Source organism: Bradyrhizobium sp. 215_C5_N1_1, assembly GCF_052075935.1.
Lineage (GTDB): Bacteria > Pseudomonadota > Alphaproteobacteria > Rhizobiales > Xanthobacteraceae > Bradyrhizobium > Bradyrhizobium barranii.
On the sequence record NZ_CP197228.1, the window covers coordinates 8,469,198 to 8,494,568 of the forward strand.

The 25,371-nt window shown below is 65.4% G+C and carries 20 protein-coding genes; 9 read left to right on the forward strand and 11 right to left on the reverse strand.

Annotated features, from left to right (window positions below):
* The first annotated feature begins 27 nt into the window (after positions 1–27).
* The 4 genes from AB7G19_RS40900 to AB7G19_RS40915 all read left to right on the forward strand — a co-directional run bounded on the left by AB7G19_RS40900 (position 28) and on the right by AB7G19_RS40915 (position 2,945).
* Positions 28–447 (forward strand): HIT domain-containing protein, encoded by a 420-nt coding sequence (locus tag AB7G19_RS40900; RefSeq protein WP_085398523.1) that lies wholly within the window; start codon positions 28–30, stop codon positions 445–447.
* 9 nt (positions 448–456) lie between these two features.
* Complete coding sequence (nudC, locus tag AB7G19_RS40905; RefSeq protein ID WP_085398524.1) at positions 457–1,401, forward strand: NAD(+) diphosphatase; 945 nt, start codon at positions 457–459, stop codon at positions 1,399–1,401.
* A 13-nt stretch (positions 1,402–1,414) separates the two neighbouring features.
* Positions 1,415–2,338 (forward strand): sugar kinase, encoded by a 924-nt coding sequence (locus tag AB7G19_RS40910; RefSeq protein ID WP_439037604.1) that lies wholly within the window; start codon positions 1,415–1,417, stop codon positions 2,336–2,338.
* 97 nt (positions 2,339–2,435) lie between these two features.
* Positions 2,436–2,945 carry an Lrp/AsnC family transcriptional regulator gene (locus AB7G19_RS40915; protein WP_014491365.1) on the forward strand — a complete coding sequence of 170 codons (510 nt, stop codon included), beginning with the start codon at positions 2,436–2,438 and terminating at the stop codon, positions 2,943–2,945.
* Between the two features lie 177 nt (positions 2,946–3,122).
* On the opposite strand, the gene AB7G19_RS40920 is transcribed toward AB7G19_RS40915, so the two are convergent.
* The 4 genes from AB7G19_RS40920 to AB7G19_RS40935 form a co-directional block, all read right to left on the reverse strand.
* Positions 3,123–4,622: a phosphomannomutase/phosphoglucomutase gene (locus AB7G19_RS40920; RefSeq protein WP_085398210.1), complete on the reverse strand. Its 1,500-nt coding sequence runs from the start codon at positions 4,620–4,622 to the stop codon at positions 3,123–3,125.
* 209 nt (positions 4,623–4,831) lie between these two features.
* Positions 4,832–5,344, reverse strand: coding sequence for a TIGR02281 family clan AA aspartic protease (locus tag AB7G19_RS40925; protein ID WP_085398211.1), 513 nt, complete (start codon positions 5,342–5,344; stop codon positions 4,832–4,834).
* Between the two features lie 259 nt (positions 5,345–5,603).
* The gene (gene hrpB / locus AB7G19_RS40930) at positions 5,604–8,081 is read right to left on the reverse strand and encodes an ATP-dependent helicase HrpB (protein ID WP_085398212.1); all 2,478 of its coding nucleotides are present in this window, start codon (positions 8,079–8,081) and stop codon (positions 5,604–5,606) included.
* 116 nt (positions 8,082–8,197) lie between these two features.
* Complete coding sequence (locus AB7G19_RS40935) at positions 8,198–9,514, reverse strand: UDP-glucose dehydrogenase family protein (RefSeq protein ID WP_354080250.1); 1,317 nt, start codon at positions 9,512–9,514, stop codon at positions 8,198–8,200.
* 192 nt (positions 9,515–9,706) lie between these two features.
* Between AB7G19_RS40935 and AB7G19_RS40940 the strand changes: the two genes are divergently transcribed.
* The 3 genes from AB7G19_RS40940 to AB7G19_RS40950 all read left to right on the forward strand — a co-directional run bounded on the left by AB7G19_RS40940 (position 9,707) and on the right by AB7G19_RS40950 (position 14,921).
* Positions 9,707–10,774, forward strand: coding sequence for an acyltransferase family protein (locus AB7G19_RS40940; RefSeq protein ID WP_085398439.1), 1,068 nt, complete (start codon positions 9,707–9,709; stop codon positions 10,772–10,774).
* 215 nt (positions 10,775–10,989) lie between these two features.
* Entirely contained in the window at positions 10,990–14,043 is a 3,054-nt protein-coding gene (polA, locus tag AB7G19_RS40945) for a DNA polymerase I (protein WP_085398438.1), read from the forward strand.
* Positions 14,044–14,285: 242 nt separating this feature from the next.
* Positions 14,286–14,921 carry a LysE family translocator gene (locus AB7G19_RS40950; protein ID WP_085398437.1) on the forward strand — a complete coding sequence of 212 codons (636 nt, stop codon included), beginning with the start codon at positions 14,286–14,288 and terminating at the stop codon, positions 14,919–14,921.
* 131 nt (positions 14,922–15,052) lie between these two features.
* Here the strand turns inward: AB7G19_RS40950 and AB7G19_RS40955 are convergent, their stop codons facing one another.
* Positions 15,053–16,012, reverse strand: coding sequence for an IS5 family transposase (locus AB7G19_RS40955; RefSeq protein WP_085398127.1), 960 nt, complete (start codon positions 16,010–16,012; stop codon positions 15,053–15,055).
* Positions 16,013–16,221: 209 nt separating this feature from the next.
* Positions 16,222–16,848, reverse strand: coding sequence for a glutathione S-transferase family protein (locus AB7G19_RS40960; protein WP_038959906.1), 627 nt, complete (start codon positions 16,846–16,848; stop codon positions 16,222–16,224).
* A gap of 171 nt (positions 16,849–17,019) precedes the next feature.
* Between AB7G19_RS40960 and pyrE the strand changes: the two genes are divergently transcribed.
* On the forward strand, positions 17,020–17,583 hold the full coding sequence (gene pyrE / locus AB7G19_RS40965; protein WP_014491354.1) for an orotate phosphoribosyltransferase: 564 nt from the start codon (positions 17,020–17,022) through the stop codon (positions 17,581–17,583).
* 232 nt (positions 17,584–17,815) lie between these two features.
* Positions 17,816–18,598, forward strand: coding sequence for a DUF2865 domain-containing protein (locus tag AB7G19_RS40970; protein WP_071909165.1), 783 nt, complete (start codon positions 17,816–17,818; stop codon positions 18,596–18,598).
* Positions 18,599–18,709: 111 nt separating this feature from the next.
* Here AB7G19_RS40970 and AB7G19_RS40975 read toward each other — a convergent pair whose 3' ends face one another.
* The 5 genes from AB7G19_RS40975 to AB7G19_RS40995 all read right to left on the reverse strand — a co-directional run bounded on the left by AB7G19_RS40975 (position 18,710) and on the right by AB7G19_RS40995 (position 25,294).
* Positions 18,710–19,141, reverse strand: a complete 432-nt coding sequence (locus tag AB7G19_RS40975) for a hypothetical protein (protein WP_014491352.1) — start codon at positions 19,139–19,141, stop codon at positions 18,710–18,712.
* A 320-nt stretch (positions 19,142–19,461) separates the two neighbouring features.
* Complete coding sequence (gene pdeM / locus AB7G19_RS40980) at positions 19,462–20,160, reverse strand: ligase-associated DNA damage response endonuclease PdeM (RefSeq protein ID WP_085398435.1); 699 nt, start codon at positions 20,158–20,160, stop codon at positions 19,462–19,464.
* 116 nt (positions 20,161–20,276) lie between these two features.
* Complete coding sequence (locus tag AB7G19_RS40985; RefSeq protein ID WP_354080244.1) at positions 20,277–22,853, reverse strand: ligase-associated DNA damage response DEXH box helicase; 2,577 nt, start codon at positions 22,851–22,853, stop codon at positions 20,277–20,279.
* A 169-nt stretch (positions 22,854–23,022) separates the two neighbouring features.
* The gene (locus AB7G19_RS40990) at positions 23,023–24,252 is read right to left on the reverse strand and encodes an ABC transporter substrate-binding protein (protein WP_085398188.1); all 1,230 of its coding nucleotides are present in this window, start codon (positions 24,250–24,252) and stop codon (positions 23,023–23,025) included.
* 115 nt (positions 24,253–24,367) lie between these two features.
* On the reverse strand, positions 24,368–25,294 hold the full coding sequence (locus tag AB7G19_RS40995; RefSeq protein WP_085398187.1) for a class I SAM-dependent DNA methyltransferase: 927 nt from the start codon (positions 25,292–25,294) through the stop codon (positions 24,368–24,370).
* Positions 25,295–25,371: the final 77 nt, after the last annotated feature.

Genomic DNA, 25,371 nt, shown 5'->3' on the forward strand with positions numbered 1-25,371 from the left:
CCCCCATCGGGCCATCCGGAAACGCATATGTCTGAACCCGCCTGGTCGCTGCACTCCCGCCTGAAAGAGGACACCATCGACATCGGCGACCTGCCGCTCTCGAAGGTCCTGGTCATCAAGGACGCGCATTATCCCTGGCTGCTGCTGGTGCCGCGGCGACCCGATGCGGTCGAGATCATCGATCTCGACGAGGTGGAGCAGGCGCAACTCATGACGGAGATCTCCCGCGTCTCGCGCGCGCTGAAAGAGATCACCAAATGCGACAAGCTCAATGTCGCCGCGCTCGGCAACCTCGTGCCGCAGCTTCACGTCCACATCATCGCACGCCGGACCAGCGACGCTGCATGGCCGCGGCCGGTCTGGGGCGTGATGAAGCCCTTGGCGCATGACGCCACCGAGGTGCAGACTTTCATCAGCGCGCTTCGCCGCAAGATCTGGTTGGGTTGAGAACAAGAAATGTCAGCATTCGACTCGTTTCCGCTGGGACAGCCGGCCTTCGTCACCAACGTCCTCGATCGCGCCGCGCATCTGCGCCGCGACGACGAAAAGCTGTTCGCGATGGAGCAGAAGCCATTGTCGCGCGCCTATGTCGTCTACCGCGACTCGCTGCTGGTGAAGCGCGAGGGCGACAAGGCGCGCGCGCTGCTGGGAGTAGACGAGGCGCTGAAATGCGGCGCCAACCCCGGCACGATCTTCTTAGGCCTGCGCGACGGCGCCGCGGTGTTCGGCATGGGGATGTCGCAGGCGGCGGCCGAGAAGCTGATCGGCCGCGAGGACTACACCGTCACCGAGCTGCGCGGCATGGCGATGCAGGGCGCGATTCCGCCCGGCGAGCTCTCGGCGATCGCGATGGCGAAGTCGATGGTGAGCTGGCATCAGCGCCACGGCTATTGCGCCAATTGCGGCACGCGGAGCGCGATGAAGGAAGGCGGCTGGAAGCGCGAGTGCCCTGCTTGCAAGGCCGAGCACTTTCCGCGCACCGATCCCGTCGTGATCATGCTGGTCGCCTCCGGCGAGAAGTGCCTGCTCGGCCGCCAGAAGCAGTTCCCGCCGGGGATGTATTCCTGTCTCGCCGGCTTCGTCGAGGCCGCCGAGACCATCGAGGACGCGGTACGCCGGGAAATCCTCGAAGAATCCGGAATCCGCTGCACCGACGTGCAGTATTACATGACGCAGCCCTGGCCCTATCCATCGTCGCTGATGATCGGCTGCAGCGCGCGGGCGCTCAACGAGGACGTCGTCGTCGATCATTCCGAGCTGGAGGACGCGCGCTGGTTCACCCGCGAGGAGGCCGCGCTGATGCTGACGCGGACGCATCCGGACGGGCTCGCCGGCCCGCATCCGTTCGCGATCGCCCACCACCTGCTCGGCCGCTGGGTGCACGACAAGACCGGCGCGTAAGCTGGGGCCGCCGGTGGCCATATCAGGGACCGCGCCGCACATCCTTTGCATCGGCATTCCCGTGCGCGACCTCACCTTTCGCGTCGAGGCCGTGCCCGCGCGCGGCAGCAAGGCCAACGCCACGCATCTCGCCGAGATCTGCGGCGGCAACGCGCTCAATGCTGCGATCGCCATCGCGCGGCTCGGTGGCCGGGTCTCCTTCGCAGGACCGATGGGCGATGCACGGGAAGCGTCGAGCGGCTTCATTCTCGAACAGATGGCCAGTGAAGGCATCGACACGACGCACGTGGTGCGCGTGCCCGGCCTGACCACGCCGGTCTCCGCGATCCTGATCGAGCCCTCGGGCGAGCGGACGCTGACGATCTATCGCGATCCCGGCCTGTGGAGCGTGAAGCTGCCGGACGGTGACGCGCTGCTCGCCGATTGCCGGGCGGTCCTCGTCGAGAGCCGCTGCGGCGCCCTTTGTATCGATCTCTGCGCCGAGGCGCGACGGCGCGGCATTCCTGTCATCGTCGGCGTCGATCGCGCGATGTCGTTGCAGGACGGCCTGCTCACGGCCGCCTCGCACGTGCTGTTCGCCAGCGACCAGGTGCAGGAGACGGCCGGTGTCGCCGATGACGGCGAGGCATTGAAGCGCCTGGCAGGGCTGACGCCGGCCCTTCTCGCCGCCACGCGCGGCCCGCGCGGCACGATCTGGCTGAACGAGGCGGGCAAGCTGGAGGAGACCCCGGCCTTCCCGGTTCAGGCGGTCGATACGCTCGGGGCCGGCGACGTTTTCCATGGCGCCTTCACGCTTGGCCTCGCCGAGGGCGCGGAGGTGCGGGAGGCGCTGCGATTCGCCGCGACCGCCGCAGCGCTGAAATGCACCCGCCACGGTGGCGGCATGGCCGCCCCACAACGCGTTGAAGTTGAAGAGCTTTTACGAGGCAGGCTCTAGAGAAGTTCCACTGTTACGCCGAGATTATAGGCTTGCCGTGGAAAGATTTTCTCTATATCAGGGAAATCAGCCCCTGAAATGGAACAAAGTTCTTCAAATGACTGACCTCGCCGTGCAACTCCCCGAGACCAGCCGCCGCCTCGATGCCATCGACCGCAAGATTCTGATGGTGCTCCAGGAGGATGCGTCCCTCTCCGTCGCCGAGATCGGCGACCGCGTCGGGCTGTCCTCGACCCCCTGCTGGAAGCGCATCCAGCGCCTCGAGGCCGACGGCGTGATCCTGAAGCGCGTCGCCCTGGTCGACCAGAACAAGATCGGGCTCGGCATCTCCGTATTCGTGTCAGTCGAGAGCGCCGACCATTCGGACGCCTGGCTGAAGAAGTTCGCCGAGGCCGTGAGTGCCATGCCCGAGGTGATGGAATTTTACCGCATGGCCGGCGACGTCGACTACATGCTGCGCGTCGTGGTCGCCGACATGCAGGCCTATGACGTGTTCTACAAGAAGCTGATCAGCGCCGTGCCGCTGAAGAACGTCACCTCGCGCTTCGCGATGGAGAAGATCAAGTCGGTCACCGCGCTGCCGATCCCGGCGGTGGTGGCGGCTTAGAGGCTTAGTTCTCAGGTCTCACCACAAGGAAGCTGTCATCGCCCGGCCTTGACCGGGCGATCCAGTATTCCAGAGGCGGCGATTGGATACGGAGAAGCTGCGGCGTACTGGATGCCCCGGTCAAGCCGGGGCATGACAGCGGAGATTTGCGGCGCGGGTTGTGCTCCCTGATGCCCCTCAAATCGTCTGATTGTACGCGCCGACTTCGGGATGCGTGCGGAGCACGCTGTTCACCATCTCGAACATGTCGTGCATGCGCTGCTCGGAGACCGGGCTCTCGACCACGACGACGAGCTCGGGCTTGTTGGAGGACGCGCGCACCAGGCCCCAGCTGCCGTCCTCGACCGTGACGCGTACGCCGTTGACGGTGACGAGATCGCGGATCGCCTGGCCGCCGATCTTGGCGCCCTTGGCCTGCAAGCCTTCAAAATGCTTCACCACCTGGTCGATGACGCCGTATTTGGTCTCGTCGGCGCAATGCGGTGACATGGTCGGCGACGACCAGGTTTTCGGCAGCGCGTTCTTCAGATCGGCCATCGACTTGCCCGGCGCGCGGTCGAGCATGTCGCAGATCGCGAGTGCCGACACCAGGCCGTCGTCGTAGCCGCGTCCATACGGCTTGTTGAAGAAGAAGTGGCCGGACTTCTCGAAGCCCGCGAGCGCACCCGTCTCGTGGGTGCGGCGCTTCATGTAGGAATGGCCGGTCTTCCAATAGGCGACCTTGGCGCCCTGCTTCTGCAGCACGGGATCGGTGACAAACAGACCGGTCGACTTCACGTCGACGATGAAATGCGCATCCTTGTGGATCGCCGACATGTCGCGGGCGAGCATCACGCCGACCTTGTCGGCAAAGATTTCCTCGCCGGTGTTGTCGACGACGCCGCAGCGATCGCCGTCACCGTCGAAGCCGAGACCGACATCGGCCTTGTGATGCAGCACCGCGTCGCGGATCGCGTGCAGCATTTCCATGTCTTCCGGATTCGGATTGTATTTCGGGAAGGTGTGGTCGAGCTCGGTGTCGAGCGGGATCACCTCGCAGCCGATCGCCTCCAGCACCTGCGGCGCGAACGCGCCGGCAGTGCCGTTGCCGCAGGCGGCGACGACCTTGAGCTTGCGGGTCAGCTTCGGACGGCCGGTGAGATCGGCGATATAGCGCGCCGGATAATTCTCGTGGAACTGGTAGGAGCCGCCGGCCTTGTTCTTGAATTCGGCGTTGAGCACGATCTCCTTCAGCCGCGTCATCTCGTCGGGGCCGAAGGTCAGCGGGCGGTTGGCGCCCATCTTCACGCCGGTCCAGCCGTTGTCGTTGTGCGAGGCCGTGACCATGGCGCAGCAGGGCACGTCGAGATCGAACTGCGCGAAATAGGCCATCGGCGTCACCGCGAGCCCGATATCGTGCACCTTGCAGCCCGCAGCCATCAGGCCGGAAATCAGCGCATATTTGATCGAGGCCGAATAGCCGCGGAAATCATGGCCGGTGACGATCTCCTGCTTGACGCCGAGCTCCGCAATCAGCGCGCCCAGCCCCATGCCGAGCGCCTGGATTCCCATCAGGTTGATTTCCTTCTGGAACAACCAGCGCGCGTCGTATTCGCGAAAACCCGTGGCCTTCACCATCGGCTCGGATTCGAAGGCATAGGTGTTGGGCAACAAGACGGATTTCGGCTTGGGGAACATTGAGACGGTCTCGTGAAAATGGCGGGAATTGATGCAGCCTTAGCGAATGCCGGGCCGCAGCGGAAGGCGGGAATGGCAGCTTATGGCTTATAATTGCGGCAGTTTGGTAACGGGAAAACGCGGCCCGGCGCGAGACTTCCGCCAATGCCGTCCTGAAAAAATCCGTGCGAACGACCGTTCGTCGGCGCGGTGAGCGCCTTTGAGGCGGCTTACTGCTCCAGCACCATCTGGCCGTTGGCGTATTCGAAGCGCTTGAGGCGGGACAGGAAGGAGAGGCCGAGCAGGTTCTCCGACAGAGCCTCGTCCGGCAGCACCATGGCGTCGACGTCGCGCACGACGAGGCCGCCGACCTCGAGCATGGCGATGCGCGTGCGCGCCGCCTTGATGGTGCCGTTGGCGGTCGAGACGGTGGCGTTGTACTCGCCGCGCGAGGGACGGAGGCCAAAGCGGGCGGCCGAGCTCTCGTTCAGCGCGACCACGGAGGCGCCGGTGTCGATCATGAAGCCGATCCGTTGGCCGTCGATGCGGCCTTCGGCCTGAAAATGGCCACGGCCATCGCGGGAGATGGCGAGGCTGCGCCCACCGGCCGGCGCCGTCGCAGCAACCGTGATCGTCGTGCGCGGCGCTGACGTCGCGGAGGCGGAACTCATCCTGTCCGCCATCTGCGCCATGAACGTGCCGAGGCCGATCATGATGGCCGCGAGGATCATTATGTTACGCATCACACCACTTCCGAGCCGGAAAGCTCGATTTCACCACGCGACACGTCTGGCCGCGAGCGACGCTGCGGTCAGAGCGCCGCTATTTTGACGAAAAGGATGAGCGGAGGGTTAATGGCGCAGTGTCGCCAGTACGACAGATCCTCATCCTGAGGAGCCCGCCAACGGCGGGCGTCTCGAAGGATGGCCGCGGGCGAAAGTTGGGCCTGCATGGTTCGAGACGCGCGTTCCGCGCTCCTCACCATGAGGGTCTACTTGCGGTTCACGTCCCGCGCGGCTTGACCCGCCGGGTCGGCAGCGCGCTCGCCGGATCCTCCGGCCAGGGATGGCGCGGGTAGCGGCCGCGCAGGTCGGAGCGTACCGCGGCGTAGCTGCCGCGCCAGAAACCGGGGAGGTCGCGCGTCACCTGCACAGGGCGCTGCGCCGGCGACAGCAATTCCAGCACCAGCGGCACCTTGCCGGCGGCGATCGACGGATGGGTGTTGAGCCCGAACAATTCCTGGAGCCGCACCGCGATAGTCGGCCCCTGCTCGGCCTCGTAGTCGATCGCGAGCACGCTGCCGGTCGGCGCCTCGAAATGCGTCGGCGCCTCGCGATCGAGCCTTGCGCGCATCTCCCAGGGCAGCAGCGCCATCAGCGCGTCGGACAGATCGCCGGCCGAGATGTCTTTGAGTGCGATCTTGTCGTAGAGCGCCGGCACCAGCCAGTCGTCGCGCCGCGCGATCAGTCCGTCGTCGGACAAATCGGGCCAGCTGTCGCCCTCGGCCTTGCGCAGAAACATCACGCGGTCGCGCCACTGCTTTGCGGCCTTCGACCAGGGCAACCGGTCGAGACCTGCGGCAATCAGCCCATCTGCTAAGATGCGCGCGGTGTCCTCCGAAGGCGACACCGCGAGTGTTGCCTCCGACAGTGTGATCGCATGCAGCGCGCGCTTGCGCCGCGCGCGCAGCGCCATCGCGCCACGATCGAAGGAGATCTCGTCGACGGTCTCGATATGCTCGGCGAAATGCCGCTCGATGTCGTCCTCGCCGATCGGCGCTGCCAGCAGAACGCGGCCGCTCGCCGCCGTGCCCGTCATCTCGCCGATCGCGATGTAGGGCGCGCGGGCGAGCGACGAGGTCTGCTCCACCGCGGCGCCGCGACCATTGGCGAGCACGAAGGTGCCATTGCCGCGGTTGCGCGCGACACGGTCCGGGAAGGCGTAGGCGAGCATCAGGCCGGTCGAGAGATCGTCCTGTCCGGTTGCGGCCTTCTCCGACGCCGCCACCTGCGAAGCCCAGCGCCGCGCGAGATCGCGCGCGCTCGCGGCGCGCGGCGAGCGATCGCGGCGGAACTGGTCGCGCCGGTACTCGAGATCGACGCTGTCGCCGCCGAGCCCGCGCTCGGTGATGATGGCCGCGATCTCGGCGGCGGCTTCGCCGCTGCCCACGCGATGCGAATCCACGATCATGCGCGCCAGCCGCGGCGGCAGCGCCAGCGCGCGCAGGCTTTTGCCTTCGGCGGTGATGCGGCCGTCGCCATCAAGCGCGTTGAGCTCGGAGAGAAGGCTTTTCGCCTCTTTCCAGGCGGGCAGCGGCGGCGGATCGAGGAATGACAACGCCGAAGGATCGGCGACGCCCCATTGCGCGAGGTCGAGCACCAGCGAGGAGAGGTCGGCGCTGAGGATTTCCGGCTGGGTGTAGGGCGCAAGCGAGGCCGTCTGCGGCTCATCCCAGAGCCGGTAGCAGACGCCGGGCTCGGTGCGGCCGGCGCGGCCGCGGCGCTGGTCCACCGCCGCACGCGCAGCGCGCACGGTCTCGAGCCGGGTCAGCCCGATGTCGGGCTCGTAGCGCGGCACGCGGGCGAGACCGGAATCGACCACGATGCGCACGCCCTCGATGGTGAGCGAGGTCTCCGCGATCGAGGTCGCCAGCACCACCTTGCGCGTGCCCTTCGGCGCGGGCGCGATCGCGCGGTCCTGCACGGCAGCGTCGAGCGCGCCGAACAACGGCACGATCTCGATGCTGGCATCCTGGACGCGCTCGCTGAGGAAATTCTGGGTGCGGCGGATTTCGGCGGCGCCGGGCAGGAACGCCAGCACCGAACCGCTGTCGGCGCGCAGCGCGGACGCGATCGCATCCGCCATCTGCCGCTCGACCGGCGCATCCGCCTTGCGGCCGAGATAGCGCGTCTCGACCGGAAAGGCGCGGCCCTCGCTCTCGACAACGGGCGCTTCCCCGAGCAGCTTTGCCACGCGCGCGCCGTCGAGCGTTGCCGACATCACGAGGATGCGCAGATCCTCGCGCAGGCCGGTTTGCGCGTCGCGCGCCAGCGCGAGGCCCATGTCGGCATCGAGCGAGCGCTCGTGGAATTCGTCGAACAGGACGGCCGCGATGCCGGAGAGCTCGGGATCGTCGAGGATCTGGCGGGTGAAGATCCCCTCGGTCACCACCTCGATGCGCGTCGCGCGCGAGATCTTCGAGCCGAAGCGGACGCGGTAGCCGACGGTTTCGCCGGCGCGCTCGCCAAGCGACTTGGCCATGCGCTCGGCACTCGCCCGGGCAGCGATACGCCGCGGCTCCAGCACGATGATCTTCTTGCCCGCGGCCCAGGGCGCATCCAGCAGCGCCAGCGGCACCCGCGTGGTCTTGCCTGCGCCGGGCGGCGCCACCAGCACAGCGGCGTTATGCACCTCCAGCGTGCGCGAGAGGTCGTCGAGCACGGCGTCGATCGGGAGGGGCGTGTCGAAGCTGCGGGGCAAGGCCTATCCATTCGTCATGCCCGGCCTTGTGCCGGGCATCCACGTCTTCGACTAGAAACAGACGTGGATGGCCGGGACAAGCCCGGCCATGACGAAATCGTTGCGGCAGTGGACCGTCAGCCCTGCACCGGCGGACGGCCGATGCTCTCGTAGGTGAAGCCGGCGGCTTCCATGTCTTCGGGACGGTAGACGTTGCGGAGATCGACGACGACGGGCTGCGTCATGGTCGCCTTCAGCCGGCCGAGATCGAGCGCGCGGAACTGCACCCATTCGGTGACGATGACGAGCGCATCGGCGCCTTGCGCGCAGGAATAGGCGTCCTCGCAATAGGTGATGTTCGGCAGCTCGCCCTTGGCCTGCTCCATGCCGACGGGATCGAAAGCCTTGACCGTCGCGCCCATGTCGATCAGGCCGGTGACGAGCGGAATCGACGGCGCATCGCGCATGTCGTCGGTGTCGGGCTTGAAGGTGAGGCCGAGCACGGCGATGGTCTTGCCGCGCAAGCTACCGCCGAGCGCCTGGCTGACCTTGCGCGCCATCGCGCGCTTGCGGTTCTCGTTGACGGCCAGCACGGCTTCGACGATGCGCAGGCTCACGTCATAGTCCTGCGCGATCTTGATCAGCGCCTTGGTGTCCTTCGGGAAGCAGGAGCCGCCGAAGCCGGGCCCCGCATGCAGGAACTTGGTGCCGATGCGGTTGTCGAGGCCGATGCCGCGCGCGACTTCCTGCACGTCGGCGCCGACCTTTTCCGAGAGATCGGCGATCTCGTTGATGAAGGTGATCTTGGTCGCGAGGAACGCGTTCGCGGCGTATTTGATCATCTCGGCGGTGCGGCGCGCCGTGAACATCAGCGGGGCCTGGTTCAGCGACAGCGGGCGATAGACGTCGCCCATCACCTTGCGGCCGCGCTCGTCGGAGGTGCCGACGACGACGCGATCGGGATACTTGAAGTCGCGGATCGCCGCGCCCTCGCGCAGGAATTCGGGGTTGGAGGCGACGACGACGTCCGCCGCAGGGTTGGTCTCGCGGATGATGCGCTCGACCTCGTCGCCGGTGCCGACCGGGACGGTCGACTTGGTCACGACGACGGTGAAGCCCGACAGCGACTGCGCGATCTCGCGCGCGGCGGCGTAGACATAGGACAGATCGGCGTGACCGTCGCCGCGGCGCGAGGGCGTGCCGACCGCGATGAAGACGGCATCGGCGTCCGCGACCGGCTTCGACAAATCGGTGGTGAAGTCGAGCCGCTTGGCCTTCACATTGGTCGCGACCAGTTCGTCGAGGCCGGGCTCGTAGATCGGAATCTCGCCGCGATGAAGCGCCGCGATCTTCTTCTCGTCCTTGTCGACGCAGGTGACGTCGTGACCGAAATCCGCAAAGCAGGCTCCGGACACCAGTCCCACATAGCCCGTTCCGATCATCGCGATTCGCATGAAAAACCCTGTTCCAGCTTGGTTAACGAAACCCCAACTCGAGCGGTTTAGCATTTTCCTGAGGGGAGAGAACAGCCCGGATGCAAAAACCGGCACGCGAATTGTACCGGTAAAGAAACCTTAAACCGCAAGGCTTCACACTGCGCCACGTCCGCACAGAGCCGGGCGGACCGCGCCTCGAAACGGGACACCATGGCACTATCAGGCACAATCGCCGCGAGCGGGCTTTCCAAGGCCCCCTCGCCCGCACGTGTCGACTGGGTCGACTATGCCAAGGGCATCTGCATCGTCATGGTCGTGATGATGCACTCGGTGCTGGGGGTGGAGATCGCGGCCGGCCAGACCGGTTTCATGCATGTCGCCGTGGCCTTCGCAAAGCCGTTCCGGATGCCGGACTTCTTCCTGATTTCGGGCCTGTTCCTGCCCTTGGTGATCGATCGGGACTGGCGAACCTATCTCGACCGCAAGGTGGTGCATTTCGCCTATTTCTATGTCGTCTGGGTGACAATCCAGTTCGGCTTCAAGGCACCGGCATTCGCGGCGGAGACGAGCTGGCGCGAGGCCGGCCTGCTGTATCTGGAATCCTTCGTCGAACCGTTCGGCACGCTCTGGTTCATCTACCTGCTGCCGATCTTCTTCGTGGTCACAAAATTGACACGGCGAGTCCCGCCGCTGGCGATCTGGCTCATCGCTGCCGCGCTGGAGACGGCGCGCATCTCGACCGGCTGGACCGCGATCGACGAATTCTGCGCGCGCTTCGTCTATTTCTATTCGGGATATCTGTTCGCGCCTTACGTGTTCGCGCTGTCCGATCGCGCGCGCAACCATCCCGCACTCGCGCTGGCGGCGCTTGCGACCTGGGCGCTGGTCAATGCGGGCCTCGTCGCGCTCGGCGCCAGCGAATGGAAGATCGTCTCGCTCGCGCTCGGCTTCGCCGGCGCCTGCGCCATCATCACGATGGGCACGCTGCTCGCGCGCGCACAGTGGTTGAACTTCTTCCGCTTCTGCGGCGAGCATTCGATCGTGATCTACCTCGCCTTCTTCCTGCCGATGGCGGCGACACGAACGCTGCTGCTGCGCGCCGGCATCATTGCCGACATCGGCACGGTGTCGCTGATCGTCACCATCGTCGGCGTGATCGGATCGCTCGCGATCTGGTACGTCGCATTGCGGCTCAATGCCCGCTTCCTGTTCGAACGGCCGCAGACGTTCTGGATCGCGCCGAAGAAGGCGGGGCCAGTGTTGCAGGCGGCGGAGTAGCCGCCCTCTCGGTGTCGTCGCCCGGCTCGACCGGGCGACCCAGTACGCCGAGACGCCAGTGATCGAGCCGAGAAGCCGCGGCGTACTGGTTTCCCCGCCTTCGCGGGGAATGACAGCGGGGATGTGGGGAACGACAGTGGGGATAGCGGCACCAGCGGCCCAAAAATCCCCCGCTCAAGGCTGTCAAAGCCCGCAAAAATTCATACATTGCGGCCATGCCCAAAAGCTCCCCAACGACATCCCCGAAGACCGCCGCCAAAGCCGACACCAAACCCGCTGCTGACAAGCCTGCTGCCAAACCGGTCGCGGCGAAGGTGGCCGGCAAGGGCGACCACATCTTCCTGGTCGACGGTTCCGGCTACATCTTCCGCGCCTATCACGCGCTGCCGCCACTGAACCGCAAGTCCGATGGCTTGCAGGTCAACGCCGTGCTCGGTTTCTGCAACATGCTGTGGAAGCTGTTGCGCGACATGCCCGCGGACAACCGCCCGACGCATCTGGCGATCGTGTTCGACAAGTCGGAAGTCACCTTCCGCAACAAGATCTATCCCGAGTACAAGGCGCACCGGCCGCCCGCGCCCGATGATCTGATCCCGCAATTCGCGCTGATCCGCGAAGCCGTGCGCGCCTTCGATTTGCCCTGCCTGGAACAGAGCGGATTCGAGGCCGACGATTTGATCGCGACCTATGCGCGACAGGCCAGCGACCGCGGCGCCCACACGACCATCGTGTCCTCCGACAAGGATCTGATGCAGCTCGTGAACGACAAGATCATGATGTACGACACCATGAAGGACCGCCGTATCGGAATCCCCGAGGTGATCGAGAAGTTCGGCGTGCCGCCGGAGAAAGTTGTCGAAGTGCAGGCGCTGGCCGGCGATTCCACCGACAACGTGCCCGGTGTGCCCGGCATCGGCATCAAGACCGCGGCGCAGCTGATCGTCGAATATGGCGATCTCGAGCAGCTTCTGTTCCGCGCCACCGAGATCAAGCAGCCGAAGCGGCGCGAGGCGCTGATCGAGAATGCCGAGAAGGCGCGGATTTCGCGCCAGCTGGTGCTGCTCGACGACAAGGTCGAACTCGAGGTGCCGCTGGACGATCTCGCAGTGCACGAGCCCGACGCGCGCAAGCTGATTGCCTTCCTGAAGGCGATGGAATTCACCACGCTGACACGCCGCGTCGCCGACTATTCGCAGATCGATCCCGCCAATGTCGATGCCGATGCGTCGAACAGCAGCGGCGCCAGGGCCGGCGGCGACGCCGCCAAGGCAAAAACGTCGGAGATCTCCGGCGATCTTTTCGCCGCTCCAGCCGCGACCGCAACGGGCGGCGACAAGGGCGATAAGTCGGCCGGTCTCAAGGGCTCGCCGATTTCACTGGCCGCCGCGCGCGAAGAGGCGCTGCGCAAGCTGCCGGTCGACCGCAGCAAATACCAGGCGATCAAGACGCTCAAGGAGCTCGATGCCTTCGTCGCGCGCATCCATGACACCGGCCATGTCGCGATCGAGACGAGAGCCAACTCCATCGATCCGATGCAGGCCGATCTGTGCGGCATCGCGCTGGCACTGGCGCCGAACGAGGCCTGCTACGTGCCGCTCGCGCACAAGCAGTCCGGCGGCGGCGCCGGCCTGTTCGACACGGGCCTCGCGCCGGACCAGGTCAAGCATGCCGACGCCATCGAAGCGCTGCGGCCGGTGCTGGAATCGGCGGGCATTCTCAAGATCGGCTTCGACGTCAAGTTCACCGCCGTGATGCTGGCGCAGCACGGCATCACGCTGCGCAACGCCGACGATGCGCAGCTGATCTCCTATGTGCTCGATGCCGGCCGCGGCTCGCACGCGATCGAAGCGCTCGCGGAGCGCTGGTTCGGCCACGCCATGCTGAAGGAGAGCGAGCTGCTCGGCAGCGGCAAGGGCAAGATCACGTTCGACCAGGTGCCGATCGACAAGGCCGCACCGCTGTCGGCGGAAGGCGCCGACATGGCCTTGCGCGTGTGGCGCGTGCTGAAGCCGCGCCTCGTCGCCGAGCACATGACCGCCGTCTACGAGACGCTGGAGCGGCCGCTGGTGTCGGTGCTCGCGCGCATGGAGCGGCGCGGCATCTCGATCGACCGCCAGGTCTTGTCGCGGCTATCAGGCGACTTCGCCCAGACCGCGGCGCGCGTCGAAGCCGAGATCCAGGAGATCGCGGGCGAGCCCGTCAATGTCGGCAGCCCCAAACAGATCGGCGACATCCTGTTCGGCAAGATGGGACTGTCCGGCGGCACCAAGACCAAGACCGGCGCATGGTCGACGACCGCGCAGGTGCTCGACGAACTTGCCGAGCAAGGCCACGACTTCCCGAAGAAGATCCTGGAGTGGCGCCAGGTTTCGAAACTGAAATCGACCTACACCGACGCGCTGCCGACCTACGTCAACCCGCAGACCCATCGCGTCCACACCACCTACGCGCTGGCCGCGACCACGACGGGCCGGCTGTCGTCGAACGAGCCGAATCTGCAGAACATCCCGGTGCGCACCGAGGACGGGCGAAAGATCCGCCGCGCCTTCATCGCGACACCCGGGCACAAGCTCGTCTCCGCCGACTATTCGCAGATCGAGCTGCGGCTGCTCGCCGAGATCGCCGACATTCCCGTCCTCAAGCAGGCGTTCAAGGACGGGCTCGACATTCACGCGATGACGGCCTCCGAAATGTTCGGCGTGCCGATCGAGGGCATGCCGAGCGAAATCCGGCGCCGCGCCAAGGCGATCAATTTCGGCATCATTTACGGCATCTCGGCATTCGGCCTCGCCAACCAGCTCGGCATCGCGCGCGAGGAAGCCTCCGCCTACATCAAGAAGTATTTCGAGCGCTTCCCCGGCATCCGCGCCTACATGGACGAGACGCGCGACTTCTGCCGGAGCAACGGCCATGTCACCACGCTGTTCGGCCGGAAGATGTACTATCCCGACATCAAGGCTTCGAACGCCTCGGTGCGCGCCTTCAACGAGCGCGCCGCGATCAACGCGCGGCTCCAGGGCACCGCCGCCGACATCATCCGCCGCGCCATGACGCGGATGGAGGATGCCCTGGTCCAGAAGAAGCTGTCGGCGCAGATGCTGCTCCAGGTGCACGACGAACTGATCTTCGAGGTGCCTGACGCCGAGGTAGAGGCGACGCTCCCGGTGGTGCAGCACGTGATGCAGGACGCGCCGTTCCCGGCCGTGAACCTGTCGGTGCCGCTGCATGTCGATGCGCGCGCGGCGAAGAATTGGGACGAGGCGCATTGATGTCTCCACCAGCACGGTGTCGTCCCGGCGAACGCCGGGACCCATAACCACAGGATCGAGTTGGGCGAAGATTGCCCATGACGATCCAGCCTCAAACTCCTCCCTGGGGGTATGGGTCCCCGCTTTCGCGGGGACGACGTTGGGGTGAGATGCGGGACTCGAATTGTCCTCCGTGCAATTGCGCGATGGCTCCGCCGCGCGGCGCACATTAGAACGGTGTCGTCTCCCACACCGGTTCACGCATGCCCCACACCTCCGCCCTGCTCGGCTTCGCTCTCGTCTGCCTTGGTCTCGTGCTCACGCCGGGGCCGAACATGATCTATTTGATCTCGCGCTCGATCACGCAGGGGCCGGCGGCGGGCATCGTCTCGCTCGGCGGAGTGGCACTCGGCTTCGTGTTCTACATGCTGTGCGCGGCGTTCGGCATCACCGCGCTCTTGCTCGCCATTCCCTTTGCCTATGACGCGCTGCGCTTTGCCGGCGCGGGCTATCTGCTGTGGCTGGCCTGGCAGGCGGTGAAGCCGGGCGGACGTTCGCCGTTCCAGGTGAAGCAGCTTGCGATCGACAGCTCGCGCAAATTGTTCGCGATGGGTTTTGTCACCAATCTGCTCAATCCGAAGATCGCGATGCTGTATCTGGCACTGCTGCCGCAGTTCATCGATCCCACCGCCGGCAGCGTGCTGACGCAGTCGGTGGTGTTGGGGGCGATCCAGATCGCGATCAGCGTCAGCGTCAACGCGACGATCGCACTTGCAGCAGGGTCGATCGCGCTGTTCCTGGCGAGCCGGCCGAGCTGGATGCTGGTGCAGCGCTGGCTGATGGGCACGGTGCTGGCCGGGCTTGCGGTGCGGATGGCGGTGGAAGCGAAGAAGGTGTGATTATTTTTCTTCCTTCTCCCCTTGTGGGCCTGTTGCGTTATCGGCTCTTGAGGCTGAAGACGTCAGGAGCGAGTGCCCTGGTCCCGGCAATTGCCTGGCAAGATCTGTAGTTGTCGCCCTGAGCGGGCAGCTCACGCGGCGATCGTGGCCCACCGCCTCATGTTGAAGGCGATCGAGGCGAGCAGGACTTGCCCGGTCGCCTTGATCAGACCGACGTAGCGGATGCAGGTCAGCCGCATGCGGCGTTTGAGAGTAGCGAAGGTGGTCTCGACCTGGGCTCGTCGACGCGCGATGAGGAGGTTGTAGCGTTTGAGCCTGGGCGGCAGTTCCGGGTGATGTCTGTTGGGCCGACGAGCGATGCGGGGCTTCTTGCCTTCCGCCTTCAGCCGGGCCCGTCGGGCATGGGTGTCGTAAGCCGCATCGGCCCAGACCACGGCTTCATCGCCGCGGATCAAAGCGTCCGCCGGTGTCGTATCGTTGACGTTAGCGGGTGTGGTCAACACCGCGCGGATCAAGCCGGATCCTTCGTCGACACCGACATGGGCCTTGTAGCCGAAGGTCGAGCCGCTTTTGCCCTGCCGTTTGGCAAACCGGGCATCAGGATCGTTTGAGGGGCGATCCTCCTTGGGCGGAGCCGAGACTGCCTGGATCAAGGTCGCATCCAGCATCGTGCCGCGCTTGAGGATCACGCCGGCATTCTCAAGCTGACGATCCAGTTCGCCAAACAGCTTCTCCAGCAGGCCTTGTTCAACGAGCTGGTTCCGGAAGCGGTTCAGGACCGTGTGGTCGGGCGTCGCATCCTCAAGGCTCAAACCGACGAAGCGCTTGAACGACAACCGGTCGCCCAGCGCTTCCTCGAGTTCGCGCTCCGAAAGACCATACAGCGACTGCAACAGCACAGCACGAAACAGCACCAGCACCGGATAGCCTGGTCGACCGGGCCCCCCTTCATCCCGCAAATGGCCGATCAGCTTCTCGAACCGGTACCACTTGACCAGGCCAGCCAGCCGATCCAGCGCCGCATTGGCGCCGGCTCCCTTCGGCATCAGCGCTTCCACAAAGCTCGGCTGTCCCGTCCGCTTGACCGCCATCGCTACCCTCCAAGGCTTTGCCCTAGGGAATCACAATTGACGAATTACGCAACAGGCCCCTTGTGGGAGAAGGTGGCGCGAAGCGCCGGATGAGGGGTCTTTCTCCGCGCATTCGAAGACAGCTGGACTCGCGGAGACAGACCCCTCACCCGTCTCGCCGCTGCGCGGCGAGCCACCCTCCCCCACAAGGGGGGAGGGAAAAAGGCCCCTCAATCCAGCTTCGCGTCCATGCCCCGCTTCACCGCGGGACGGGCCATCAGCGCCTCATACCAGCGCTTGACGTTGGGAAAATCGGCCAGCTCAACCTTGTGGCGAGGGTGGCGCCAGGCCCAGCCCAGGATGGCAAAATCGGCAACCGAGAGGTCGCCAGCGACGAAGTCGTGGGCCTCCAACCGGCGGTCCAGCACGCCGTAGAGCCGGCGCGTCTCCGCCATGTAGCGCTTCAGGCCATAGGCGCGATCCTGCTCGTTCTCGAGCGCGATGAAATGGTGCACCTGGCCGGGCATCGGGCCGAAGCCGCCCATCTGCCACATCAGCCATTCATAGACGGGGATGCGCCCGGCGAGCGATTTCGGCAGGAATTTGCCGGTCTTTTCGCCGAGATAGAGCAGGATCGCACCGGACTCGAAGATGCTGACGGGCTTGCCGTCCGGCCCCTCGGGGTCGACGATCGCGGGGATCTTGTTGTTGGGGCTGAGCTTCAGGAAGCCCGGCGCCATCTGCTCGCCCTTGGTGATGTTCACCGGCACCACCTTGTAAGGCAGCCCCATTTCCTCCAATGCGACCGAGATCTTGCGGCCGTTCGGCGTGTTCCAGGTGTGCAGCTCGATGGTCATTCAGGCATTTCCTTCCCCGAGATATCTGGCATCCAACTACTCCAGAAGGTTGCACCCCCACAACTGGCGGACCGGGATGGCCGATCCCTGTTGACTCGACCGGTCCCCTCTGGAATGTCGCGGCCGTCGCGGATAAATTCCGCCACCTCCAAAAAGCCCCGAGGGACCGCCGTGTCGAAATCTGCCTCCCGCGCCCGCCTGTTCGAAATCATCCGCCGGCGCTCCTTCGGCCGCGGTGACGTCACGCTCGCGTCGGGCCGCAAGAGCGATTTCTACTTCAACCTCAAGCCGACCATGCTCGACCCCGAGGGCGCGACGCTGCTCGCCGAGCTGACCTATGAGGCGCTGAAGGACGACCAGCTCGACTTCATCGGCGGGCTCGAGATGGGCGCGGTGCCGCTGGCCGGCGCGCTGGCGCAGATCTCCTGGATCAAGGGCCATCCGATCGCAGCGTTCTTCGTGCGCAAGAAACCGAAGGAGCACGGCGCGAAGCTCGCGATCGAAGGTCTGCCCAAGGGCGAGACGCTCGAAGGCAAGCGCGTCGTGATCGTCGAGGACGTCACCACCACCGGCGGCTCGGCGATGAAGGCGGTGGAATCGGTGCGCGAGACCGGCGCCGAGGTGGTGCTGGTGCTGACCATGGTCGACCGCGAGGAAGGGGCCACCGATACGTTTGGCGCGGCCGGCCTGCCGTTCCGCTCGCTGTACAAGGCGTCGGAGTTCCTGAAGGCTTAAGGCCGCGAGACAGTCCGTCCATGCCCGGGCGTTGCCCGGAAGCAACCATCCGCCGGAAGCTGTGCCCGGCCTTGAAGAGGTCACGGCCTCGACTTGAAATCGCCTCCGCTCAACTGCTCATTTACCATCCAGCACTATGGTGAATCATGTGCCGAGACCTCGGAAGGTTCCGGCCGGTTCAGTAGCGTCGGAGTGAGCATTGCGTACAGCCTTGTCCCATGCGCGTCGCGCGATGCTTGTGGCCGCCAGCCTGGCGGCCCCGCTGCTTGCGGCTCCAGCCCCGGCTTCGGCCGAAGGCCTGTTCGACTTCTTCTTCGGCGGAATGCAGCGGCCCCGGCCGCAGCGTGAGGTTCCGCAGCAGTCGAACTCCTTTGCCGATCCCTTCGCCAGCCAGCAGAATCCCGCAAACCCGCAATATGTGCCACCGACACGCGCGGCGGCGGCCGGCGGCTCGGGCCCGGCCTTCTGCGTGCGCACCTGCGACGGCAAATATTTCCCGCTGATGCGCGGCCTCGCCTCGCCCGCCCAGATGTGTCAGGCGTTCTGTCCTGCCACCACGACAAAGGTCTATTTCGGCTCTTCGATCGACGGCGCCGCTTCGCAGACCGGCGAGCGCTACGCCGACAGCGAAAACGCGTTCGCCTATCGCAAGGCGCTGCGTGCCGACTGCACCTGCAACGGCCGCGAGCCGGTCGGCCTCGCCCCGGTCGATCTCGCGCTGGATTCCTCGCTGAAAGCCGGCGACGTGATCGCGACCAGCGACGGCCTCGTCGCCTATACCGGCATCCGCGTCGGCAATGACCAGGCTGCGGACTTCACGCCGGTTGCCTCCTACCCGGGCCTCACCGCGCAGGTCCGCGCGCGGCTCGGCGAGATGAAGGTGGCACCGGTGCGCGCGGAGACGGTCGCGGCGGATGCGCCGGCCTCAGTCGAGATCGTGCGCGAGGCGCTGCCTGACGTGACGGTGCCGAAGACCCCAGCACAGAAGCCGGCGAAGCGGGCGGGGCTGGACTAAGCCCCAACTGAATCAAAGTCGTCATTGCGAGCGCAGCGAAGCAATCCAGTCTGTCACCGCGAACAGATTATGGATTGCTTCGCTACGCTCGCAGTGACGGAGAGTGCTGCGTCATCTCCCGATGATCACCCCGATCACGTTCGGGGCCGCCAGATATTTCTCCTCGATCGCCGCGCGCGCGGCGGCGCGGTTTTCCTGAGTCAGCAGGCCGCGCTTCTCGGCCAGGATCATCCAGCAGAAGCCCCACCAGTCGGTGAGCATGCCCGCCTCGCCGATGAGATCGTAACCCTGCTCGGCTGCGAAGATGCGCGCATGCGCTTCGTCCAGCGTGTCGAGGAACAGATGATCCTCGGTCGAGAACAGATCGTCGCTGACGTCGTCGATGGTGTAGCCCCAGATCGACTGGCACACCGCGTTGAACTCGCGGTCGAACTGGTCGTCATCGACCGCGTAGCGCCGCGCGGCCTGATGCAGCCGCGACAGCGAGCGCGCGAAATCGGCGATCCGGGTGAGGGCAAATTGATCGAAGGCGATGGTGGACATGTAGTCCTCGCAAAGTCTGACGGACGCTAGATATTGTGTCGGCAACGCGCCGAATCACAATGATATATCAAAGACTTGCTAAAGTGTTCTTAATTTGTTCCGGATCTGGGGACAAAGTCCGACTGGCGGAATCGAAAGGGGCCGCCTCGCAGCGACCCCTTTGCCGGTTGCAATCGTGTTCGGGATGAAATCCAGCCCCGGCAATTGGCAAGTTAGAGGTACCTATGGACTTAGGCGATTCCGGATAAGTACTGGACGTAGTCCTGTCCTATTTTCCGTTGACGAGCCCGATGGATCCGGGTTCGCGCGAGGCCGGGATCTCAATAACAGCGCGAGGCCGCAATAGCGTGGACGCGGCGGTCACCGAGCAGATGGGCGACAAAGCCATTACTGGGAAAGATCTTTGCGAACGCGGCATCGCGGATGCTGAGACCGCCGGCATAGGCGCCGAAGGCGGGCATCACCGCGCGCATCCCGTCACTGGCGAAACAGCGGCGTTCCATCGAGCGGCCGCGTGCGGAGACGCGCGCCTTCGGATGCAGATGGCCGGCGATCTCGCCGCGCGCACCTGTCGGCTCATGACGGAAGGTGATTGGGCCGATCGCGACTTCGTCGGCGACGGTCCCGCCCAGATCGCGCGGCAGCATCGGATCGTGATTGCCCGAGATCCAGATCCAATCGCGGCCGGTCTGGAGTGCGGCAACAGCATCGCGATCGTCGGACGACAACCGCTCATGCGCGGTTCGGTCGTGAAAACTGTCGCCGAGCGCGACAACCGTTCGGGGATTATGGCGGGAGATGACAGCAGCGAGACGGCTCAGCGTTGCCAACGTATCGTAAGGCGGCAGCAGCACACCGCGCGTGGCGAAGCTGGACCCTTTTTCCAGATGCAGATCGGAGACGACGAGCAGGCGTTGCTCTTCCCAGAACAGCGCACCGGAGAGATCGGTTGCGAAGGTCACACCGGCGATATCCAGTGCAAGCGTTGAAGTGATTGATAGTGCCACTTGCTCCGTCATGGCCGGGCTCGTCCCGGCCATCCACGTTCTTGCCGCGGAAGCAAAGACGTGGATGCCCGGGTCAAGCCCGGGCATGACGATGTGGATGGAGTTGCGCGCACCACTGGTAAAATTCTCTACGACATCGCCTCTTTGACCAGCTCGTCGGCGGCTTCCGCCAGGAGCTCGTCACCAGCTTCGCCATAGACTGACTCGCGGCCGATTTCCAGCATCACGGGGACGGCGAGCGGCGAGACGTGATCGAGTTCCCGATGCGTGATACGACCCTGGATGCGGGCAAGCATGGCGCCGAGACGGCGCAGGTCGAGCAGCCCGGTGGCGGCATCGGCACGGGCGGCGCGCAGCAACACGTGATCTGCCTGGTGCTTGCGCAGGACGTCGTAGACGAGATCGGTCGAGAACAGCACTTGGCGGCGGCTCTTGTCCTCGCTGGTGAAGCGCCGCTCGATCAGGCCGGAGATCAGCGCGCAATTGCGGAAGGTGCGCTTCATCAGCGCGGATTCCGCGAGCCAGGCTTCGAGATCGTCCCCGAGCATGTCCGGGTTGAACAGCGCGTCGAGATTAAGCTCGCCGTTGCGGATCATGAAGGAGGCATCGCCAAGCCCCCAGATCGCCACCGCATATTCATTGGCGACGAAGCCGAGCGGCCGGGCGCGCATCCGCTCCAGCCGCCGCGTCAGCAGCATGCCCAGCGTCTGGTGCGCGAGCCTGCCCTCGAAGGGATAGCAAATGAGATAATGCTTGTTGCCGCGTGGAAAGGTCTCGACCAGCAGCTCGCGCACGCCGGGCACACGTGAGACGTCTTTCTGCAACGACAGCCAGTCGCGCACCTGCTCGGGCAAACCATTCCATGCACGGCGGTCGTCGAGCAGGCGCCGCACGCGCTCGGCAAGATAGGTCGAGAGCGGAAATTTGCCGCCCATATAGGACGGCACTTTCGGGTCCTTGTCGTTGGCGCGGGAGACATAGACCTGATCCTCGGCCAACGCCTCATAGCGCACAACTTCGCCGCCGAACACAAAGGTGTCGCCGGCGATCAAGCCCTCGATAAAATATTCCTCGATTTCGCCGAGCACGCGGCCGCCGCGCGCGATGACGCCGGTCGAGCCGCTGCCGGTGGAGCGCCCACGAACGAGCCGCACCTTCAGCATCGGCTCCTCGACGATGGTGCCGACATTGAGACGATAGCTCTGCCGCACCTTTGGATTGGCGACACGCCAGCGCCCCTGCTTGTCCTGCTTGATGCGGGCGAAGCGCTCATAGGTCTTCAGCGCGTAGCCGCCGGAGGCGACGAAATCGACGACGTCGTCGAAATCCTGCCGGGCGAGATCTGAGTAAGGCGCGGCCGTGAGCACCTCGCCGTAGAGATCATCGCTCAGAAACGGCTCGCCGCAGGCGCGGCCGAGCACGTGCTGGGCCAGCACGTCGAGTGCGCCGGTGCGCAAGGGTGGCGTATCCTGCGCATTCTCGGCGATCGCATCGATCGCGGCGCGGCACTCCAGCACCTCGAAACGGTTGGCCGGCACCAGCACGGCGCGCGAGGCTTCGTCGAGACGGTGATTGGCGCGGCCGATCCGCTGCATCAGGCGCGAGGCGCCCTTGGGCGCGCCGATATTGACGACGAGATCGACATCGCCCCAGTCGACGCCGAGGTCGAGCGAGGAGGTGCAGACCACGCCGCGCAATCTGCCCGCCGACATCGCGTCCTCGACCTTGCGGCGCTGGGCGACGTCGAGCGAGCCGTGATGCAGCGCGATCGCGAGGTTGTCGTCGTTCATGCTCCAGAGATTCTGGAACAGCATCTCGGCCTGGCTGCGGGTGTTGACGAAGACGAGCGTGGTCCTGTTGGCCTTGATCAGCTCGTAGATTTCGGGAAGCGCGTGGCGCGCGCTGTGGCCGGCCCAGGGCAGGCGCTCGCGGGTATCCAGCATCTCGACCAGCGGCGGCGCGGCACCGCCGGCGACGACAATGTCGGCGGCCGCCTCCTTCCCGCCGGGCTGCGGCGCCAGGAAGCGCGCAAGCTGGTCCGGCTCGGCCACGGTCGCCGACAGGCCGATCGCGCGCAGCTGCGGCGCCAGCCGCCAGAGCCGCGCCAGACCCAGCGAAAGCAGATCGCCGCGCTTGGACGTCACCAGCGCGTGGAGCTCGTCGAGCACGATGCGCTTCAAGGAGGAGAACAGGAACGGCGCGTCGTCGGAGGAGAGCAGCAGCGCGACCTGCTCGGGCGTCGTCAGCAGGATATCGGGCGGATAGCGCCGCTGGCGCTGCCGCCGCGACACCGGCGTGTCGCCGGTGCGGGTCTCGACCTTGATCGGCAGCCCCATCTCCGCAATCGGCCGCTCGAGATTGCGGGCGATGTCGACGGCGAGCGCTTTCAGCGGCGAAATGTAGAGCGTGTGCAGGCCATCGCTGCGGTGAACATCGCGACCGGTGGAGATGAGGCTTTGCTTCGCCCTTCCGTCCCGTTCGACCGGCTGCGTCGAGAGCTCCACCAGCGTCGGCAGAAATCCCGCCAGCGTCTTGCCCGCGCCGGTGGGTGCGATCAGCAGTGCGGAACGATCCTCGCGCGCCTCGTCCAGCAGCGCGAGCTGATGCTCACGCGGCGACCAGCCGCGGGCCGCGAACCACGCCTGGAAGCGGTCGGGCAGCAGCGTGGCCGGCTCGGCCGGGATTTTGAGGATGCGGGGCGGCACGGCATCACAGGTAAGCCGTGGGGGTGGGTTCGTCGAGGGGTGGGGATGTGAATAGGTCTCGTAGGGTGGGCAAAGCGAAGCGTGCCCACCATTCGCACCGAGGTGTTCGGAGAGATGATGGGCACGGCGCGAGTGCGCCTTTGCCCACCCTACGGCACCCTGCCCGCACCTACTCCGACATCGGCTTGTCGGAGATGTCCCAGTCCTTGCCGCTGAAGGTCGAGATGAAGAGCGTCTTCATCGGCGTGTAGTCCTCGGGCGTGTAGCTGTAGGCGACACCGTCGAGGAAATAGGGCGAGTGGAAGCCTGCGAGCGTGGACGCCTGCTTCAGCACGTTGGCGCGGGTGAGATCGTCGCCGCAGCGGCGCAGGATCTCGCCCATGGTGACGGCCTGGCCGTAGCCGGCAAAGGCGATGGTGTTGTCTTGATCGATCGCCGGCGTGTACTTCTTGCGCAGCTCCTCGAACGCCATCACGTCCGGGTCCTTCTCCCATTTGGGCAGGCCGACTTCCTTGTTGTAGCGGATGGCGACGATGCCGGTGGCGTTCTCGAGGCCTGCTGCGTTGAGGATCGAACGACCGGTCGAACCGGCTGACAACAATTGCAGCGGCTTCCAGCCGAGCTCGGCCACTTTGCGGATCGACTGCGACGACGCCTTGCCGGTGGAAATGTTGTAGAAGACGTCGGCGCCCGATTTCGAGAGATTGATGAGCTGGGAATCGACGGTCGGATCGGTCAGATCGTAGGTCTGCTCCATGATCACCTGCGCGGTGCCCCCGGCATCCGCCAGCACCTTCTTGAACGGACCGAGGAAGTCACGGCCGAAATCGTCGTTCTGGTAGAGAATGCCGACCTTGGCATTCGGCTTCACGCTGAGGACGTGCCGCGCCAGGATGCGCGCCTCGGTCGGATAGAGCGGCAGGCCCGCCATCGTCCATTTGAACTCTTTCGGATTGTTCCACTTGGACGCGCCGGTGTTGAGCAGCAGTTGCGGCACGCCCTTGGAATTGAGATATTTGTGCACGGAGGTCTGCGGCGCGGTGCCGAGCGAGCCGTAGAGCGCGAGCACTTCCTCCTGCTCGACCAGACGCCGCGTCGCCTCGACACATTTCGGCGCGCTGTAGGCGTCGTCCATGGTGAGGAACTTGACCTTGCGGCCGTTGATGCCGCCCTTCTCGTTCAGCATCTGGAAATAGGCTTCGCCGATGCGGCCGAGCACGCCGTACAGCGAGCCGGGCCCGGAATGCGGCACGGTCTGGCCGATCTTGATCTCGGTGTCGCTGGCGCCCGCATCGTATTTCTTCTCCGCGGCCCAGACATACGGCGCAGGCAAGGTGGATGCAGCGATGGTGGCGAGCGCACCGGCGCTGAAATCGCGCCGCGATGGATTCTTGGTCATTTTTGTTTCTCCCTAGTGCGCGCATTGTGCTGGCAACGCAGCACGGCTCGCAAGTAGGAAGACGCCGCTTTGCGACGCAATGACGCTTAAATCGCGGGGTTTTTAGCGCCTAAACTCAAGTTTTCTCGGCGACGACGACGAGGCCGCGCACCGGCTCGTTGTTCTCGATGCGTGGCGATGCCGGCTCCAATGTCAGCAGCTTGAGCCCGGCCTTCGCCATCGCGTCACGCACATATTCCGCCGAATGGGCATAGCGCAGGCCTTCGCCGAGCACGATGCCGCTGCCGTCATGCGTCTCCAGCGTGAAAGCGAGCACGCCGCCGGATACGAGCACGCGCTGCGCTTCCGTGAGCACCGGCGCGAGATCGGAGAGATAGACGAACGCATCTGCGGCGACGACGAGGTTCGCGCTCGTATCGCCCTTGGTGCGCAGGCCTTCGATCATGTCGGCGACCTCGAGCTCGGCATAGAGCTCGGTGGCGCGCGCCTCCTTGATCATGCCGGGCGACAGATCGATGCCGATGAAATGATCGACCTGCTTTGCAAAGGCAGCCGCCGCAAGCCCGGTGCCGCAGCCGAGATCGATGGTGCGCTTGAACAAGGCCGGCTTCTTCGCGGCGACGCGCGCGGCCACCACCGCCTTGAAGATCAGCGACGGTGCGCGATAGTCGAGATCGTTGATCAGTGTGTGCTCGAAGCGCGGCGCGTACTGGTCGAACAGCGCCTGCACGTAGGCCTTGGGCATCTCCGCCATCTGCGCGTCGCCGAGCCGCATCAGATGCAGGCCGGCGCCGTGCTGGTCCTCGGGGTCGCAGTCGCATGCTTTCCGGAACGCCGCGATCGCCTTGTCGCCCTCGCCGAGCTGCTGACGGATCTCGCCGAGCGTGAACCAGGCCGAAGTGAAGTCGGGCGCGAGTTCGAGCGCCTGCTCGATGAGGTCGGCGGCGGCGGGCAGATCGCCCTTGAGCTGGAGGTCGCGCGCGAACTCGAAACGGCGGTCGGCCATGAGATCGCCGGAGGAGTGGAACAGGCGCAGGGGCATAGGAACTCGGCTCGTCATTGCCGGGCTCGAGCCGGCAATCCATCAAAAAGCGAACTGTTTAAAAGGATGGAGGCGCG

Bases quoted from the DNA above. Each gene is read 5' to 3' on its own strand.
- AB7G19_RS40900 (WP_085398523.1), top strand. From the start codon at position 28: ATGTCTGAACCCGCCTGGTCGCTGCACTCCCGCCTGAAAGAGGACACC.
- nudC (WP_085398524.1), top strand. From the start codon at position 457: ATGTCAGCATTCGACTCGTTTCCGCTGGGACAGCCGGCCTTCGTCACC.
- AB7G19_RS40915 (WP_014491365.1), top strand. From the start codon at position 2,436: ATGACTGACCTCGCCGTGCAACTCCCCGAGACCAGCCGCCGCCTCGAT.
- AB7G19_RS40920 (WP_085398210.1), bottom strand. From the start codon at position 4,622: ATGTTCCCCAAGCCGAAATCCGTCTTGTTGCCCAACACCTATGCCTTC.
- AB7G19_RS40925 (WP_085398211.1), bottom strand. From the start codon at position 5,344: ATGCGTAACATAATGATCCTCGCGGCCATCATGATCGGCCTCGGCACG.
- AB7G19_RS40935 (WP_354080250.1), bottom strand. From the start codon at position 9,514: ATGCGAATCGCGATGATCGGAACGGGCTATGTGGGACTGGTGTCCGGA.
- AB7G19_RS40940 (WP_085398439.1), top strand. From the start codon at position 9,707: ATGGCACTATCAGGCACAATCGCCGCGAGCGGGCTTTCCAAGGCCCCC.
- polA (WP_085398438.1), top strand. From the start codon at position 10,990: ATGCCCAAAAGCTCCCCAACGACATCCCCGAAGACCGCCGCCAAAGCC.
- AB7G19_RS40950 (WP_085398437.1), top strand. From the start codon at position 14,286: ATGCCCCACACCTCCGCCCTGCTCGGCTTCGCTCTCGTCTGCCTTGGT.
- AB7G19_RS40955 (WP_085398127.1), bottom strand. From the start codon at position 16,012: ATGGCGGTCAAGCGGACGGGACAGCCGAGCTTTGTGGAAGCGCTGATG.
- AB7G19_RS40960 (WP_038959906.1), bottom strand. From the start codon at position 16,848: ATGACCATCGAGCTGCACACCTGGAACACGCCGAACGGCCGCAAGATC.
- AB7G19_RS40970 (WP_071909165.1), top strand. From the start codon at position 17,816: ATGCTTGTGGCCGCCAGCCTGGCGGCCCCGCTGCTTGCGGCTCCAGCC.
- AB7G19_RS40975 (WP_014491352.1), bottom strand. From the start codon at position 19,141: ATGTCCACCATCGCCTTCGATCAATTTGCCCTCACCCGGATCGCCGAT.
- pdeM (WP_085398435.1), bottom strand. From the start codon at position 20,160: ATGACGGAGCAAGTGGCACTATCAATCACTTCAACGCTTGCACTGGAT.
- AB7G19_RS40990 (WP_085398188.1), bottom strand. From the start codon at position 24,252: ATGACCAAGAATCCATCGCGGCGCGATTTCAGCGCCGGTGCGCTCGCC.
- AB7G19_RS40995 (WP_085398187.1), bottom strand. From the start codon at position 25,294: ATGCCCCTGCGCCTGTTCCACTCCTCCGGCGATCTCATGGCCGACCGC.